Here is a 17474-nt window from a genome sequence, read left to right as displayed (position 1 = left end):
TCCATCTTGTTTGACATCCCTGGTTACGAAAGAACGCGAAGGATAACGCAAACAATTCTCATTGCAATGTAAGAAATTTTACCGATTGGTGAAACTTTCGGTATATCGGAGGGGTCGTTTGTGGCGGCGTCAGATAGCGGCTAACTGATAGCCAGCGGGCTGTAGCCCGCTGATTTAATGGATTTAAATGGAATGACGCAATGTCTGGCCCAAGTGGACGTGGGGACCTGGCGAGCACGATCCTCGGCAAAAAAAATAAGTCGCCGCCGCGGATGGTCGTCCACGCGGCGTGTGACGTGCTTCGCATGCCGGGTCCGATTCGAAGGCCCCGTGATGCCCCGCTCAACGCAGGGGTTATCGCATCAAACGCAGCTCCAGGTACTGCAGCAACATGATGGTCTTGCCATCTGCGATCTCGCCGGTTTCCACCATGGCGATGGCGGTGTCGAAACTCAGTTCCAGCACCTCGATGTCCTCGCCCTCCTCCTCCAGGCCACCCCCATCGCTGACACGGTCGGCGGGTTGATATTCACCGATAAAGAAGTGAATGCGCTCGGTGACCGAACCGGGACTCATGAACGCGTCGAAGATTTTTTTTACTGAGTGGACCACGTACCCGGTCTCCTCCTCGGCCTCCATCCGGATACGCTCTTCCGGGCTTGCGTTATCGAGCAAACCGGCCGCGGCCTCGATCAGGTAACCGCTGTGGCCATTGACGAACGCCGGCATTCGAAACTGCCGCGTGAGCACGACGGTACGGCGCTCCAGGTTGTACAGCAGGATGGTTGCCCCGTTGCCCCGGTCGTACACCTCACGGGTCTGCGACTGCCAACTGCCGTCGCGGCGCTGTAGGTCGAAGCTGTATTTCTTCAGCACGTACCAGTTGTCCGAGAGGGTGTGTTCGTCGGTGATGCGGATCGGTGTGGAGGGCATGGAGGTCCTTGTGGGCAGGTTCGGTGCGGCGGGTAATCGCAAATACCCTATCAGCCCCGGCCTTGTCGGGCGAGCGTGTGATGCGGCAGACCAGACACACCGCTTTCCGCGAGTTTGGCGAATACATTGGGCCGCTCGCCCAGCGTCATCACGTCACGCTTGAAATCAGCCCATTGCCCGGCTGGCACCGCAGCGCTCGGCAGGTGATCGACGACGATCCGCAGCGTCGGCACGGCGTCGGTCAACCTGATCAACCCTTTGATAAGACGCGGGTCCGGGGTGGGACTGTCCAGCGTTCGACCGGTCGCCGCCAGACGCTGCATGGCGTCGATGAAGCCGGGTCGGGTCTGGTCGTCAAGAAGGTCACGCTGCCACAAATTGCCGTAACGCAAACCGAGGAACAGCGGCTCGCGTTCCAGCTGACTCAGGTCATCGTGAAACGCTGCGTCGAAGGGCGACAGGATGCCGACAAACCCCAGCATGTGCGGGCTTCATCGCACCGTTTCGAGCAGCCAGAAATTGTCGAGCCGCCAATGACGGGCTTCCACCACGATGGCGCCCGTGATGCCGTGTTTTTCAGCGTGGGGCCAATAGTCAGCCGCCAGCGCGACCCCATGCAGCGGGTGGCCGGGCTCGGGCCAGGGAATGCCCTCAGCGCGGGAGGCATCGAAGAGATGGATGTGGCTGTCAATGATGGGGCCGGGGTATCGGTCAACTGCAGTCATGCCCGATTCCATTCAAAATTTGTTGTTATTGGCGACGGACTGTAGGTCGGGCTGCGATGCATGACTAATCGAATTTGGGTCAGCAGTGATACCCGCAAGGTATTGGACCCCTGATCAACGCTTGAGGCCAGCGTTGCGCATAGCACATCTCCCGCAACGCGATCAAAGCTTCGGACTATTGATTGTGTCGATAGCCAACATACTGAAGAACGCCGTTCTTTTTCCCAACGCGGATTGGGATCATGCCGACATTGACTACCCGAACAAGGATTTCCCCAATGTCCATCAACATGTCCATTCTGCTCATGCTGATCGTTTCGTTCTGTATCGCCTTGTCGGGCGTTGGCCAGTTCTGATCCGGCGTTATCGCCTGAATCTGCGCTTCATTCCTTCTGCTGACCGTCCTTCGTCTCCCTCTGTATCGCAGGGGTTGGACAAGATACGTATCCAAAGCTAAACCTCATGGGCTGTCGAGCAATCGCCGTCCGTGACGCTATGGGCATTTAGCTGCCTCGTCCTCCCTGTACGCCTGGTGTCCGGGCCACTGCTCAGAATCGTTTCCCGACACCTGAACAGCTAGGACACCCCTTTATGGACAGCTTCATTCTCAGCACCCGCAGCAAAGCCAATGGCACGTTCGGCCAGGACGTCGGCCCGGCTTCCTACCTGCAAGTGCCTGCCAGCGACAGCGACCCTCTGCCAAGCCACAACATCAACTCCGCCAAACAATGGATGGCCGCGATCCTCCAGCAGGCCGATCCTGCCGGACAAGCATTGGACGTGATCTTCTTCGTGCACGGCTATAACACGACCTCGAGGGAAGCGCTGACCCGTCAACGCTTGATTGAAAAGGAACTGAGGGCCCGAAATTACCCGTGCATGGTCGTCGGCTTCGACTGGCCGTCGGAAAGCAAAACACTGCTGTACCTGGCGGACCGCAGCAAGGCACAGGATTCGGCGGCGCAACTGGTCAAGCGCGGCATTGTCCCTTTCATGATGTATTCCCAGCCCGACTGCCCGATCAACGTACATGTCATGGCGCACTCCATGGGCGCATTCGTCGTGCGCGAGGCCTTTCGTTCGGTGGACAAGATGCGCGACTCAGGACTGGCCAACGACTGGCGAATCGGGCAGATGGTGCTGTTTGCAGCCGATATTTCCTCGGCGTGCTTTGCGCTGGGCAACTCGGACATGATTCCGACGTTCGCCCACTGCGGGCGATTGACCAACTACTTCAGCGGCTACGATGAAGCGCTGGCCGTCTCCAACGCCAAGAACCTCGACACCAGCTCGCGGGTCGGCCGTGTCGGCATGCCGGTGGACACCCCCGCCGACGACAAGGCGCTGGATGTCGACTGCGGCCCCCGCTACCTGGCCGTGCCCAAACGGACGCTCAAGGTCATCGACGGCCTGGTCTCGCACTCCTGGTACCTGGAAGACAGCAACTGGTACGACGATCTGGCGTACACCTTGAAAGGCAGCATTGATCGCAACTCGATACCGAACCGGACACTGTTGAACAAAAATGACTTCGTATTGAATTGATCGGTTCAAACGGTCATTAGGGCCGCGGCTGATCACCCAATAGGTGACCTACCTCGGACCTGTGGGAGTCAACTTGCGGACGAATGCGGTGAATCATTCACCAAGGATGTATCTGACCCACTGTATTCGCGAGCAAGCTCGCTCCCACAGGGTTTAATCGAGCCCCAGGTCGAGGCGTTGGCCCGTCTACAGGTCACGCAGCGATTGACGCTGCTCCTCGGTCCGCACACGGACATTTCCACGCAACGCGTGGGAAACGATGCGCCCAACAACAGGCTGACCGCGGACCTGTGGGAGCAGTCGGAGGTTACGACGGCCGCGAATGCGGTGTGTCATTCACCGTTTATGTCTCTGAATGACTGCATTCGCGAGCAAGCTCGCTCCCACAGGGTTTAATCGAGCCCCCAGGTCGAGGCGTTGGCCCGTCTACGGGTCACGCAGCGATTGACGCTCCGCCCCGGTCCGGACGCAGAGCATCCTGACGGGCATTCCCACGCAGCGCATGGAGAACGATCATGAATCAACGATGCGCCCAACAACAGGCTGACCGCGGACCTGTGGGAGCAGTCGGAGGTTACGACGGCCGCGAATGCGGTGGATCAGATACACCAAGGGTGAATGACACACCGCACTCGTCAGCAAGCTAACTCCTACAGGTTTTATGTTTGACCGGCAGTTATGCGGCGAACCTACCAAAGCGCAGGTCGCGCTTCGCTTTTGATCTTGATCTTCATACCGCAGCAGTCCAGACACCACAAAACGCGACTTGGGTGCAGGCTGAACGGAGGTGGCGCGCAGTGGGTCGAGCGGCATGGATGCCGCGAGAGCGTCGTAAGGACATGGATGTCCGTTCGGCGCGGGCCCACGGAGCGTCTGCAGAATCTCATTCACCCTCAATGTCGCTGGCCCACCGCATTCGGGAGCCAACAACCAATCCCCACTGCTTATGCACGGCCTCAGCGCACCGCTTTACTCATGAAACGCCGCCACCGTCTCTTTGCTGCCGACAAAAAAACTGTCCGCCACGATGCGCAAAGGCTGCAGGTCCAGGTCGCTCTGCCGGTCGGCGATCAATTGCGCGAAATGCCGGTACATCGCCGGGTATTCCCCCTCCTCCGACACGCTCTGCGGCACGCCATCGATGCTGACCTGAGCACCGCCCGAATCCAGACGCATCATGCCTTCGTCGCTGTGCAGCTCGATGCGCCACAGTTCGTTGTCGCTGTGGTCGAAATCGAACTCGGCCAGAACTTCCACCTGGCCCTGGCTCCGGATGCTCAGGTTCGCGTTGATCGGTGACTGGCAGTTGTCCGGCACGCTCAACGCGGCAGACGTGACGAACAGCGAACCCGGGAGCAGATCGGTGACGATCGACAGCGCGTTGATGCCCGGGTCGAACACCCCCAAACCACCCGCTTGCCAGATCCACGCCTGACCGGGGTGCCATTTGCGCACCTGTTCTTTCCACTCGACCCGCACCTGCGTCAGGGCTTTACCCTTCAGCCACTCTTTCGCGTTTGCCACACCCGGCGCGAAACGGGAGTGCCAGGCGAACAAGCCACTGACGCCCGCCTGTTTCACTTCATCGATCAGCGACATCGCTTCGCCGAGGGTCGAGCACGGCGGCTTTTCCACCAGCACATGCTTGCCCGCGTCGAGGGCCTGCTGAACCAGCGCAAAACGGCCTTGCGGCGGTGTGCAGAAAGCAATCGCGTCCACCTGCGGACCGTGCGCAAGCAGGTCGGCGAGCGAGCTGAAGTTGTCGACGCCGGGGCAAGGCTGACCCAGGGTGGCGACGGCCACCAGCTCGAACTGCGGGTTGGCGCGGATCGCCGGCACGTGCTGGTCTTGCGCGATCTTGCCGTAACCCACCAGCCCTAAACGAATCGGATGCATCGATGACTCCTGTGATGTTGTCGTTGTTATGGTTAGGCACGCCTCGCAGGTCGTGCCTCAAAAGCAAATCAATGCGCGACATCCTGTTGATACTCGCGCGGCGTGCAACCGAATTCTCGGCGAAACACGGTATGCAGGTATTGCGCGGATTTGAAGCCGCAATGCTGCGCAATGTCGGCGATGGCCGAATCGGTTTTTTCCAGTCGCGAAGCCGCCGCAGCCAGTTTGAAGCGAAGGATTTCGTCATGCACGCTGCAACCGCGCGCTTTGCGAAAGTGCGATTCCAGTGAAGAGCGCGAGATCCCGACATACCCCGCGACCTGCGCGGTCTTGATGCCCTGGCAGGCGTACTGACGAATGAAGTGCAACGCCTGCATGACGTATGGGTTGCCCAACGGTTGATGCAGGCTGGAGGCTTGCACATTGATGGCCTCCGGCGGCACCAGGATCTGACTCGTCGTGGAGGGCATGCCGTGCAGCATCTGGTGCAGCAAGGCCGCCGCCGTGCGGCCCATGCTTTGCGTGCCCTGAATCACAGAACTCAGCGGCACACGAGTCAAGGTGCGGGTCAGCGGGTCGTTGTCGATGCCGATCAGCGCCACCTGCTCCGGCACCGCGATTCCCGCAGTCAGACAGGCCTGCAGCAACTGACGGGCGCGCGCGTCGCTGACGGCAATGATGCCGATGGGTTTGGGCAGACTCTGCAACCAGGCGATCTGCTGTTCCACGGCGCTGTCCCAGAGCGGCGCGCTGGTGCTCAGGCCTCGATAGACCTCGCCGCGCAAACCGTCGCGTTGCAGCAGGCGGCGGAACGCCTTTTCCCGCTCCTGCGCCCAGCGATTGCTCTGGGCTTCCGGCAGACTGAAACAGGCAAAACGCGTCAGACCGGCCTCGATCAGATGCTCATACGCCAGTTTGATCAGCGCAAAGTTGTCGGTCGCCACGTAAGGAATGTGCTTCGGGTAGGCGCGTTCGTCTTCGTACGAGCCGCCGACCGCGACCACGGGCAACTTGCTTCCGGCCAGCGCCTCGCCAATCAGCGGATCGTCGAAGTCAGCAATGATCCCGTCGCCTTGCCAGCGCTCGATGCCTTTCAAACGGCAGAGAAAATCCTCCTCAAGGAACAGATCCCAGGATGCGCGCGTGCTGCTCAGGTAATTGCCGATGCCAGTGATGATGCCGCGATCGTAGATCTTGCCGCCGTTGAACAGCAGGGCAATACGGTGAACGGGCGGGACGGTTTTCATTGTTTTTCCCCCGAGCCTGTGAAACAGGTCGGCACAGACTAGGCCTGCACGCAGCGAATCTCAATACTCAAAATCGAACACCGAGTTGGTGATTTTCATAATTTTGAGGGCCGGGCCCGTTGTTAGTATCGGGACAGTCGCCGATCAACCAGAACAACAAGGAAATGACCGATGCCCTGCTTCCCCGAGATCGACAGGATTCGCTACGAAGGTCCCGACAGCGATTCCCCCCTTGCCTTCCGCCATTACAACGCCGACAAAATCATCCTCGGCAAGCCGATGCGCGAGCACCTGCGCATGGCGGCCTGCTACTGGCACACCTTCGTCTGGCCAGGCGCCGACATGTTCGGCGTCGGCACCTTCAAGCGTCCCTGGATCAAGCCGGGCGACGCCATGGAGCTTGCGCGCTTCAAGGCCGAAGCCGCGTTCGAGTTCTTCTCCAAACTGGGCATCGATTACTACAGTTTCCACGACACCGACGTCGCGCCTGAAGGTGCCAGCCTCAAGGAATACCGCCACAACTTCGCGCACATGGTCGACGAGCTTGAACGTCATCAGGAAAGCAGTGGCATCCAGTTGCTGTGGGGCACGGCCAACTGCTTCAGCAACCCGCGCTTTGCTGCGGGCGCTGCGAGCAACCCGGACCCGGAAGTCTTCGCCTACGCCGCCACTCAGGTGTTCAGCGCCATGAACGCCACGCAGCGCTTGAAAGGCTCCAACTACGTGCTGTGGGGCGGTCGTGAAGGTTACGAGACGCTGCTCAATACCGACCTCAAGCGCGAGCGCGAACAACTGGGGCGCTTCATGCGCATGGTGGTCGAGCACAAGCACAAAATCGGCTTCAAGGGCGACTTGCTGATCGAACCCAAGCCGCAGGAACCGACCAAACACCAATACGATTACGACAGCGCCACTGTGTTCGGCTTTCTGCAGCAGTACGGCCTGGAGAAGGAGATCAAGGTCAACATCGAAGCGAACCACGCGACCCTCGCGGGCCACAGTTTCCATCACGAAATCGCCACGGCAGCTTCGCTGGGCATATTCGGTAGCATCGACGCCAACCGGGGCGACCCGCAGAACGGCTGGGACACTGACCAGTTCCCTAACAGTGTTGAAGAGATGACCCTGGCGACCTACGAGATCCTCAAGGCCGGCGGCTTCAAGAACGGCGGCTTCAATTTCGATTCCAAGGTGCGCCGTCAGAGCCTCGATGAAGTCGACCTGTTCTACGGCCATGTCGCAGCGATGGATGTGCTCGCCCTGGCGCTTGAGCGCGCGGCAGCCATGATCGAAAACGACCTGCTCCAGCAGTTCAAGGACACCCGCTACGCCGGTTGGGATCAACCCTTTGGCCGCGCCGTCCTGTCCGGGGATTTCAGCCTGGAGTCGCTCGCCCAACATGCGTTCGACCATGAACTCAACCCACAGGCGGTCAGTGGCCGTCAGGAGATGCTCGAAGGCGTGGTGAACAGATTCATCTACCGATAACGAGTAGGTAGGAGCGCCCTTGCCCGCGAACACGGCTTTCAACTGCCGCGGAGTCGTCTGACACCCCGCACGCGGCGGTTACATTCTCGCGACAATTCGTTGCTCGCGGGAGCTGGCGACTTACTACAGTTTCACCCGGAAACACGTACACGCTCAGGAAGTGCCCCCCAAACAACAATAAAAGGACGCACCACAATGAAAAACCTGAAACGCACCCTGCTCGCCAGCGCACTGGCACTGCTCAGTCTGCCGGTCATGGCCGACGCGGCCCATCCGAAAATCGGTTTCTCCATCGACGACCTGCGGCTGGAGCGCTGGTCGCGCGACCGTGACTACTTCGTCGCGGCGGCCGAGAAGATGGACGCCAAAGTCTTCGTTCAATCGGCGGATGCCAACGAACAGAAGCAGATCTCCCAGATCGAAAACCTGATTTCTCGCGGCGTCGATGTGATCGTCATCGTGCCGTTCAACGCCACCGTGCTGACCAACGCAGTGGCCGAGGCCAAGAAAGCCGGGATCAAGGTGGTGTCTTACGATCGCCTGATCCTGAACGCCGACATCGATGCCTACATCTCCTTCGATAACGAGAAAGTCGGCGAGATGCAGGCCGCCGGCGTGTTGAAGGCACAGCCGAAGGGCAACTACTTCCTGCTGGGCGGCGCCCCGACCGACAACAACGCCAAAGTGCTGCGCGAAGGCCAGATGAAAGTGCTGCAGCCGGCCATCGACAAGGGCGACATCAAGGTTGTCGGCCAGCAATGGGTCAAGGAGTGGAACCCGACCGAAGCGCTGAGCATCGTTGAAAACGCCCTGACCAAGAACGGCAACAAGATCGACGGCATCGTCGCCTCCAACGATGCCACGGCCGGTGGCGCGATTCAGGCCCTGGCCGCACAGAAGCTGGCGGGCAAGGTGCCCATCTCCGGTCAGGACGCCGACCTGGCGGCGGTCAAGCGCGTAATCGACGGCACCCAGACCATGACCGTCTACAAACCGCTGAAGCTGATCGCCTCGGAAGCCGCCAAGCTTTCGGTGCAACTGGCGCGCAATGAAAAACCGGCGTTCAGCTCCCAATACGACAACGGCACGAAAAAGGTCGACACCATCCTCCTGACCCCGACGCCGTTGACCAAGGACAACATTGACCTGCTGGAGAAAGACGGGTTCTACACCAAGGATCAGATCGCCGGGAAGTGATCGCCCCTTGCAGGGTGTCATAGCTGTAGTGTGAGCCCTGCACCGACACCTGTAGGAGCGTGGCTTGTCCCGCGATCGGCGGGGAACCCGTCGTAAAACCTGACACTGTGGTTTGCCTGACACAACGCGTCTGCTGAATTTACGACTGCTTCGCAGCCGATCGCGGGACAAGCCACGCTCCTACACGAGAACTCCGGCCTGTCCTGGAATACCACGCAATGTCCGACTACCTGCTGCAAATGAACGGCATCGTCAAATCCTTCGGCGGTGTCAAAGCCCTGAACGGCATCGACATCAAGGTCCGGCCCGGCGAATGCGTCGGCCTGTGCGGCGAGAACGGCGCCGGGAAATCGACCCTGATGAAAGTGCTGTCAGCGGTCTATCCCCATGGCACCTGGGACGGCGAAATCGTCTGGGACGGCCAACCGCTCAAAGCCCAATCCATCAGCGAAACCGAGGCCGCCGGGATCGTCATCATCCACCAGGAGCTGACGCTGGTCCCCGATCTGTCGGTGGCAGAAAACATCTTCATGGGCCACGAACTGACCTTGCCGGGCGGGCGCATGAATTACCCGGCGATGATCCACCGTGCCGAAGCCCTGATGCGCGAGCTGAAAGTGCCCGACATGAACGTCGCGCTGCCGGTGTCCCAGTACGGCGGTGGCTACCAGCAACTGGTCGAGATCGCCAAGGCACTGAACAAGAAAGCCCGTCTGCTGATCCTCGACGAGCCCTCATCGGCCCTGACCCGTTCGGAAATCGACGTCTTGCTGGACATCATCCGCGACCTCAAGGCCAAGGGTGTGGCCTGCGTTTACATCTCGCACAAGCTCGATGAAGTCGCCGCCGTGTGCGACACGATTTCGGTCATCCGCGACGGCAAACACATCGCAACCACCGCCATGGCCGACATGGACATCCCGAAGATCATCACCCAGATGGTCGGACGCGAGATGAGCAACCTCTACCCCACCGAACCCCACGCCGTCGGCGAGGTGATTTTCGAAGCGCGGCACTTCACCTGCTACGACGTCGACAACCCCAGACGCAAACGCGTCGACGACATCTCTTTCACCCTCAAACGCGGCGAGATCCTCGGCATTGCCGGGCTGGTTGGCGCCGGTCGCACGGAGCTGGTGTCCGCGCTGTTCGGCTCTTATCCCGGCCGTTATGAAGGCGAGGTCTGGCTGGAGGGCCAGAAGATCGACACCCGTACGCCGCTGAAATCGATTCGCGCAGGGCTGTGCATGGTTCCTGAAGACCGCAAGCGTCAGGGCATCATTCCCGACCTCGGCGTCGGACAGAACATCACGCTGGCGGTACTCGACAGTTTTTCCCACCTGACGCGCATCGACGCCGAGCAGGAACTGGGGAGCATCGACAAGGAAATCGCGCGCATGCACCTCAAGACGGCGAGCCCGTTTCTGCCGATCACCAGCCTCTCGGGCGGCAATCAGCAAAAAGCGGTGCTGGCGAAAATGCTCCTGACCCAACCGCGGGTGCTGATCCTCGACGAGCCGACGCGCGGTGTCGACGTGGGCGCCAAGTACGAGATCTACAAACTGATGGGCGCACTGGCCGCCACCGGCGTGTCGATCATCATGGTGTCGTCGGAACTCGCCGAAGTGCTCGGCGTCTCCGACCGCGTACTGGTGATCGGCGAAGGCCAGTTGCGCGGGGACTTCATCAACCAGGACCTGACCCAGGAACAGGTGCTCGCCGCCGCGCTCAGCCAGCCCGACGGACATAACAATAATGATCGACCAGCTGCTGTGGGGAGCTCCGCGTAAATGAACCAGGTCAAACAACTCTTCACCCGCTACAAAATGCTCGCGTTGGTCATCGCCATCGCCGTGATCTGGCTGTTTTTCAGCTGGCAGACCGAAGGCGGCTTTCTGACGCCGCGCAACCTCTCCAACCTGCTTCGTCAAATGTCGATCACCGGCATCCTGGCTTGCGGCATGGTGCTGGTGATCATCAGCGGCGAAATCGACCTGTCAGTCGGTTCATTGCTCGGCTTGCTCGGCGGCGTGGCGGCGATTCTTGACGTGGTCTATCACGTGCCGCTGCCAGTGAACCTGGGCATCGTGGCGCTGTGTGGACTGCTGATCGGGCTGGCCAACGGCGCCATGACAGCGTACCTGCGTATCCCTTCCTTTATTGTCGGCCTGGGCGGCATGCTGGCGTTTCGCGGGATTCTGCTGGGCATCACCGGCGGCACGACCATTGCGCCGGTGTCGCCGCAACTGGTCTATGTCGGCCAGGGCTACTTGCCGCCGCTGGTCGGCGTGACGCTGGGCGTCCTGTTGTTCGCCCTGACCGTGTTTCTGACCTGGCGCCAGCGCCGCAACCGCGCACTGCACGGTCTGGCGCCGCACGCACTGCTGCGCGATGTCCTGCGGGTCGTGTTGATCGGCGCGGTGTTGGCGGGCTTCGTCTATACGCTCAACAGCTATGACGGCATTCCGGTACCGGTGTTGCTGCTGTTGGTCTTGCTCGGCGTCTTCAGCTACATCACCAGCCAGACCGTGTTCGGCCGCCGCATCTATTCGGTGGGCAGCAACATGGAAGCCACGCGGCTGTCGGGCATCAACGTGCAAGCGGTTAAGTTGTGGATCTTCGGCATCATGGGCGTCATGTGCGCCCTCGCCGGGCTGGTGAACACGGCACGTCTGGCGGCAGGTTCTCCGTCTGCGGGCAACATGGGTGAACTGGATGCCATCGCCGCCTGCTTCATCGGCGGCACGTCCATGCGCGGTGGATCGGGCACCGTGTACGGCGCGCTGCTTGGCGCGCTGGTGATCACCAGCCTGGACAACGGCATGTCCATGCTCGACGTCGACAGCTACTGGCAGATGATCGTCAAGGGCAGCATTCTGGTACTCGCGGTCTGGGTGGATGTGAGCACGCGCACCGGCCGGCGTTGAGCCGGACTACAGAAAATGCTGGCGAGCAGCTAGGCTAAGCGCACTTCCGTTCCGGATACATTCATGCGCAACGCCCTGCTCGCCCTGCTTCTCTCCTGCCTCACTGCAAGCGCCCTCGCCGACCCCGTGTCCTGTCCGGCCGGGGAAAAACTCATCTGCCTCAACGGCTGCATCTGCCTGCCCGATCTGGGTCAGATCCTCGGCAGCGGCATGCCCTCCGAGGTGACCCAGGTCGCCGGCCCCGCGCTCGCCCTCTGGCTCAGCCAGTCCCGCGCCGACGCCGCCATGAGCGGTACCCAGCCCATTCCCGACGCGATCCGCGAGCACCTGCTGCGCTGGTACCCGCCCAGTGTGCTGGATGCAGCCCTCTATAAGGTCGGCGACAACGGCGAATTCAGCGCCGCCGGTGCCATGATGCAAAACCCCGACATCGGCGCCGTCACCTTGATCGACATCATCGTCTTCCGCACGGCCGAGTCCGCTGAGCACGACGTTGCCCTGTGGGCTCACGAACTCAAACACGTGCAGCAGTACCAGGAATGGGGCGTCGACGGGTTCGCACAGCGATACACCCAGGATTTCAATGCCGTGGAAGCCCCGGCGTATCAGATTCAGACCGAGGTCGGGCGCGTGTTGCGAGGGCTCGATCCCTGAGTCTGGCGTGGTTCAGGCTGAAATCATGCCCGATACCAGCAGTGGCATCCTGGAACACCCCATTACCCGTGGGAGACGTCGGAGGTTACGACGGCAGCGAATTCGGCAGGTCGTTCTCTGTCGAAGTGCCTGCCCCACCGCATTCGTCTGAACGCAGCCTGCAGCAGGCCGGCTATCACAAGATTTACGAACATCGCCCATGACGGATCGGACCGACCGACACTTTCAGCGAGCCAATCACCGCCCTTCCAGCAACTCCCCGGCCTTGTCCAGCAAGCCCAGCGGGTCGTCAGTTTTGTGAATGTCCACCGACAACAGCTGGCGAAATTTGCGGGCGCCGGGGAAACCCGTGCCCAACCCCAGCACGTGGCGGGTGATGTGGTGCATCGAGCCGCCATCACGCAGGTGGGCTTCGACGTAAGGACGCAGCTGCGCCAGCGCTTCGGCGCGGGTGATGGGCGGTTCACTGCCGCCGAACAGTTCGCGGTCGACGTCCGCCAGCAGGTACGGATTGTGATACGCCTCGCGGCCCAGCATCACCCCGTCGAATGTTTTCAAGTGTTCCTGGCATTGCTCCAGGGTCTTGATGCCGCCGTTGAGGATGAATTCAAGGTCGGGGAAATCCTGCTTGAGCTGAGCGGCGACCTCGTAGCGCAACGGCGGGATGTCACGGTTTTCCTTCGGCGACAGGCCCTCAAGGATCGCGATGCGGGCATGCACGGTGAAACTGGTGCAGCCGGCATCGCGCACGGTGCCGACGAATTCACAGAGTTGCTCGTAGCTGTCCCGGCCGTTGATGCCGATGCGATGCTTGACAGTCACCGGGATCGACACCGCATCGCGCATCGCCTTGACGCAGTCGGCGACCAATTGCGGGTGGCCCATCAACACCGCGCCAATCATGTTGTTCTGCACTCGGTCGCTCGGGCAGCCCACGTTAAGGTTGACCTCGTCGTAACCCGCCGCCTGTGCCAGACGTGCGCTGGCGGCGAGGTCTGCCGGGTTGCTCCCGCCCAGTTGCAGCGCCAGCGGATGTTCGCTCTGATCGTGGCGCAGGAAACGCTCGCTGTCGCCGTGCAGCAAGGCGCCGGTGGTGACCATTTCGGTGTACAGCAGTGCGTTCTTCGACAGCAGGCGCAGGAAGAACCGGCAATGGCGATCGGTCCAGTCCATCATCGGCGCCACGGAGAAGCGGCGTGAAGGTTCGTGGCGGGCACTGGCGGTGCGTGAAGCGGTCATTGGCAGCATGGGGCGGTCGGAAGGGTCAGGCGTAATGGGCGCGCAGTTTAACAGTTAGAAGGATCAAGCTGTAGGCGCCTGGCGATGTTCCGGATAGCGTGGGATGCACCCACTCCGTTTCCAGCGTCCAGGACCGAGCCGCAATGACCGGACAAACAGACGAGCGTCGCACAGCACGGCACCGACAACACGGCGAACGTGGTGCAGACCGGCGCCTATAATCAGGCATTCGTCGGGCAATACGGGCAGTCCAACCAGGCGACCGTGAACCAGGCCGGATTCGGCGGTACGGTGTCCGTGACCCAGTACGGCGATAACATGAAAGCCAGCGCGAGACAGAGGTAGACCTGATGATGGACGTTTCCCAACTGGCGGTATCGATCGATACCCAGCGCCATGGCGCGATGGTGGTCATTCGCCCGCACATCGAAAACCCGGTGCCGCTGACGCTGCAGTACCGCATGACGGTCAGCCAGAAAAGCGTGAACGGGACGTCGAGCATCAACCAGCAAGGCGACGTGCAGAGCGGTGTTCCGGCCAACAGCGTGAGTTTGAACCTGCCTGCGGGCGGGACCTGTCAGGTGCACCTGCAGGTGTTTCAAGAGAACACGCTGGTGAAAGAAGTTGACAGTGCGTGTGAAGTTGCGGGTCGTCAGTGACTGCGAAATACGGGCGTGTGCCTGCGATCTGCTGATTACTGAATACCTTGTGGGAGCAGTCGGAGGTTACGACGGCCGCGAACGCGATGTGCCATAAAACGGTGATTTCGCTGACCCACCGCACACCTTGTGGGAGCAGTCGGAGGTTACGACGGCCGCGAACGCGATGTGCCATAAAACGGTGATTTCGCTGACCCACCGCACACCTTGTGGGAGCAGTCGGAGGTTACGACGGCCGCGAACGCGATGTGCCGTAAAACAGTGATTTCACTGACCCACCACACACCTTGTGGGAGCAGTCGGAGGTTACGACGGCCGCGAATGCGATGTGCCATAAAACAGTGATTTCGCTGACCCACTGCACACCTTGTGGGAGCAGTCGGAGGTTACGACGGCCGCGAACGCGATGTGCCATAAAACAGTGATTTTACTGACCCACCGCACACCTTGTGGGAGCAGTCGGAGGTTACGACGGCCGCGAATGCGATGTGCCATAAAACGGTGATTTCACTGACCCACCACACACCTTGTGGGAGCAGTCGGAGGTTACGACGGCCGCGAACGCGATGTGCCATAAAACAGTGATTTTACTGACCCACCGCACACCTTGTGGGAGCAGTCGGAGGTTACGACGGCCGCGAACGCGATGTGCCATAAAACAGTGATTTTACTGACCCACCGCACACCTTGTGGGAGCAGTCGGAGGTTACGACGGCCGCGAACGCGATGTGCCATAAAACAGTGATTTTACTGACCCACCGCCTACAGCAGTAAAAAATTCGACAAAACCCTTAAATCGCGGCCATAAAAAAACCCGCCGAAGCGGGTCGTTTTTCAGTTCAAGACCATTCCAACATCCTGTCGGCAGCGCTCCGCGCCATGGCTGATCATCCGTGATCTCCGAAGCGGTTCCTTCGCTTCAGTTGATGGATCCAATGTAACCCTCAAATGTTTCAGTTCATAGGGCGAGTTCGCCCCAGCTCGTGTAAGCCTTTGGCTATAGCCTGAGTCACTGACAGGCCAAAGGGTCCGCTCCCATCACCCCGCGTCACTCGCCCAAGGCCGACGCAACCGCACGCATCCACAGCGCCACCGCGTAAGCCCCTGGATCCACGTGCCCCAGCGCCCGCTCACCGATGTAGGAAGAGCGCCCTTTGCTCGGCAGCATCGTGCGCGTCGCCTCAGCCCCGATCTCTGCGGCAATGGCCATTCGCGACGCCGCATCGGCCGCGGTCACACCCTTCGCTTGGGACGAAAGCGCAGCCGCAGCAGGAATCAGCGCATCCAGCATCGTTCTGTCACCCGCACTGGCACCGCCGAGCTTCACCATCCCGTCGCACCCCGCTTGCAAGGCCTCGGCCCATGCACCCACAGAACCTGGCTCGGCGTGTTCCGATAGCGCCACACCCGCGCGCAGCACGAAAACGGCATATAGCGGCCCCGACGTTCCTCCCAAGACCCGTCTGAGAATGGCTGAAAGCTGTTGCAACGCGATCCCTGGCCGATCCAGCGCAAAGGATTCCAACGCGGCATCAATGGCGCGAGCACCTCGCGCCAGACTGATGCCGATATCGCCGTCCCCCACCACCGAATCGAGTTCCGTCAGCACCTGTTCGTTCTGCTGAAATGCCTGGCTGACCGCCTGCAGCACCTTCCTCATGGCCTCAGCGCGGTCCGACGACCAGGACGCGCCTGTGAACGCATGCTGCTCGGTCACGTTCACCGCCAGCACACGGGATACAGCAGCACTGGGCGTCGTCATGCCCCGCCATGCGGTCGCGTCAGTCGCCGCCTTGAGTCGCGTCAGCAGCGGATCATCGACACGCAGGATTGAAAGCGAACACCCTGCCATCTCCAAGGCTGTCAGGAAAGTACCCACCATGACGGCCTCGACCCGCAGTCCCTGCGCCATGCACGCCAACAATGCCCGACGCGCCACGATGTCCAGTTCCTGAACCGCGGTGCCGCCCAGGTTATTGACCATCAGTGCGATACGCTCACCGGCCTTCAGCTCACCTTGCTCGACGATGCGTGCCAACAGCACATCGACCATCTCGTCCGCCGTCAGAATCCGGCCACGGCGCACGCCGCTTTCCCCATGAATGCCCAGGCCGTACTCGACCTCATCGTCGCCGAGGTGAAACCCCGGTTTTCCGGCTGCAGGCACCGTGCAGGCGCTGAGCGCCAGGCCCATGCTGAACAACCCCGCGGCCGCATGCTCCGCTTCGGCCTTGACCTGCGACAGCGGGAGTCCTGCCTGCGCTGCAGCACCGGCGACCTTGTGAATGAACACGGTTCCGGCAATGCCCCGCCGCCCGACTTGCCCGCCCTGGTTATCCAGCGCGACATCATCACCGACGACCAGCATGTCAACCTCGACGCCCGCCGCCCTGGCGATTTCCGCAGCAAGCCCGAAGTTCAGGCGATCACCGGTGTAGTTCTTGACGATCAGCAAGACACCCGCCGGTCCGGCAATGGTCATGATCGCCTTCAACACCGCGTCGACGCTTGGGGACGTGAACACGGGCCCGGCGACAGCGGCCGTGAGCATGCCGCTGCCGACATAGCCCCCGTGGGCGGGTTCATGACCAGCGCCGCCGCCCGAGAGGATGCTGACTTTCCCGCTATTGGCCAGCGCCTGAAAATCCCGGCGGGCAATGATGTTTTCCCCTTCCAGCAACACTAGCCGCTGATCGGCCAGCACGGCGCCTTCCAGCATGTCATCGACGACACCCAGTGGGTCGTTGATCAGTTTCTTCATGGTGATGATCCCTTTCGCCCGAATCGGTCAGAGCACAATAGACGACAGTGCGGGGAACAACCTGCCGCCTCCAGGCTCAAACCAGTCTGGATCGAGTATCCGCCCTCCTCGGGAACCGATAACCACGCCCCTGACTGACGGCTTCAACGTCATGTATTTTCAGGATCGTGGCTGAAGCACAGGTCTGCTGTTTGCGCAAATGC

General features: G+C 60.9%; 15 protein-coding genes. 8 read left to right on the top strand and 7 right to left on the bottom strand.

Features of this window, described 5'->3' with window-relative positions; all coding sequences use genetic code 11:
* Window positions 1–354 precede the first annotated feature (354 nt).
* The 3 genes from nudK to ABDX87_RS23655 are packed head-to-tail and all read right to left on the bottom strand — an operon-like array spanning window position 355 to window position 1658.
* A complete protein-coding gene (gene nudK / locus ABDX87_RS23665) occupies window positions 355–933 on the bottom strand; it encodes a GDP-mannose pyrophosphatase NudK (RefSeq protein WP_346830051.1) in 579 nt (192 codons plus the stop codon).
* A gap of 50 nt (window positions 934–983) precedes the next feature.
* Window positions 984–1415, bottom strand: coding sequence for an amidohydrolase family protein (locus tag ABDX87_RS23660; protein WP_346830050.1), 432 nt, complete (start codon window positions 1413–1415; stop codon window positions 984–986).
* A gap of 9 nt (window positions 1416–1424) precedes the next feature.
* On the bottom strand, window positions 1425–1658 hold the full coding sequence (locus ABDX87_RS23655; RefSeq protein WP_346830049.1) for a hypothetical protein: 234 nt from the start codon (window positions 1656–1658) through the stop codon (window positions 1425–1427).
* 591 nt (window positions 1659–2249) lie between these two features.
* Between ABDX87_RS23655 and ABDX87_RS23650 the strand changes: the two genes are divergently transcribed.
* The gene (locus tag ABDX87_RS23650; RefSeq protein WP_346830048.1) at window positions 2250–3203 is read left to right on the top strand and encodes an alpha/beta hydrolase; all 954 of its coding nucleotides are present in this window, start codon (window positions 2250–2252) and stop codon (window positions 3201–3203) included.
* Window positions 3204–4172: 969 nt separating this feature from the next.
* Here the strand turns inward: ABDX87_RS23650 and ABDX87_RS23645 are convergent.
* Window positions 4173–5099 carry a Gfo/Idh/MocA family protein gene (locus ABDX87_RS23645; RefSeq protein WP_346830047.1) on the bottom strand — a complete coding sequence of 309 codons (927 nt, stop codon included), beginning with the start codon at window positions 5097–5099 and terminating at the stop codon, window positions 4173–4175.
* A gap of 68 nt (window positions 5100–5167) precedes the next feature.
* Window positions 5168–6346 (bottom strand): XylR family transcriptional regulator, encoded by a 1179-nt coding sequence (locus tag ABDX87_RS23640; protein WP_074749434.1) that lies wholly within the window; start codon window positions 6344–6346, stop codon window positions 5168–5170.
* Window positions 6347–6517: 171 nt separating this feature from the next.
* On the opposite strand from ABDX87_RS23640, the gene xylA reads away from it, so the two are divergent.
* From xylA to ABDX87_RS23615, 5 genes are all read left to right on the top strand, one after another.
* Window positions 6518–7834: a xylose isomerase gene (gene xylA, locus ABDX87_RS23635; protein ID WP_346830046.1), complete on the top strand. Its 1317-nt coding sequence runs from the start codon at window positions 6518–6520 to the stop codon at window positions 7832–7834.
* Window positions 7835–8029: 195 nt separating this feature from the next.
* Entirely contained in the window at window positions 8030–9031 is a 1002-nt protein-coding gene (xylF, locus tag ABDX87_RS23630) for a D-xylose ABC transporter substrate-binding protein (protein ID WP_346830045.1), read from the top strand.
* Window positions 9032–9249: 218 nt separating this feature from the next.
* Entirely contained in the window at window positions 9250–10821 is a 1572-nt protein-coding gene (gene xylG, locus ABDX87_RS23625) for a D-xylose ABC transporter ATP-binding protein (RefSeq protein WP_346830044.1), read from the top strand.
* Window positions 10822–11958: a sugar ABC transporter permease gene (locus ABDX87_RS23620; protein ID WP_346830043.1), complete on the top strand. Its 1137-nt coding sequence runs from the start codon at window positions 10822–10824 to the stop codon at window positions 11956–11958.
* A gap of 63 nt (window positions 11959–12021) precedes the next feature.
* Window positions 12022–12612, top strand: coding sequence for an eCIS core domain-containing protein (locus tag ABDX87_RS23615; RefSeq protein ID WP_346830042.1), 591 nt, complete (start codon window positions 12022–12024; stop codon window positions 12610–12612).
* A gap of 237 nt (window positions 12613–12849) precedes the next feature.
* On the opposite strand, the gene dusA is transcribed toward ABDX87_RS23615, so the two are convergent.
* Window positions 12850–13851, bottom strand: coding sequence for a tRNA dihydrouridine(20/20a) synthase DusA (gene dusA, locus ABDX87_RS23610; RefSeq protein ID WP_346833603.1), 1002 nt, complete (start codon window positions 13849–13851; stop codon window positions 12850–12852).
* Window positions 13852–14049: 198 nt separating this feature from the next.
* Between dusA and ABDX87_RS23605 the strand changes: the two genes are divergently transcribed.
* The gene (locus ABDX87_RS23605; protein ID WP_431061175.1) at window positions 14050–14196 is read left to right on the top strand and encodes a hypothetical protein; all 147 of its coding nucleotides are present in this window, start codon (window positions 14050–14052) and stop codon (window positions 14194–14196) included.
* A gap of 5 nt (window positions 14197–14201) precedes the next feature.
* Window positions 14202–14510, top strand: a complete 309-nt coding sequence (csgH, locus tag ABDX87_RS23600; protein WP_346830041.1) for a curli-like amyloid fiber formation chaperone CsgH — start codon at window positions 14202–14204, stop codon at window positions 14508–14510.
* 1048 nt (window positions 14511–15558) lie between these two features.
* Here csgH and dhaL read toward each other — a convergent pair.
* Entirely contained in the window at window positions 15559–17271 is a 1713-nt protein-coding gene (gene dhaL / locus ABDX87_RS23595; protein WP_346830040.1) for a dihydroxyacetone kinase subunit DhaL, read from the bottom strand.
* Window positions 17272–17474: the final 203 nt, after the last annotated feature.

It is taken from the genome of Pseudomonas abietaniphila, from assembly GCF_039697315.1.
Classification (GTDB): Bacteria; Pseudomonadota; Gammaproteobacteria; order Pseudomonadales; family Pseudomonadaceae; genus Aquipseudomonas; species Aquipseudomonas abietaniphila_B.
The sequence above is the reverse complement of the archived record's forward strand: the minus strand, read 5'-3'. Positions and strand labels throughout refer to the sequence as shown.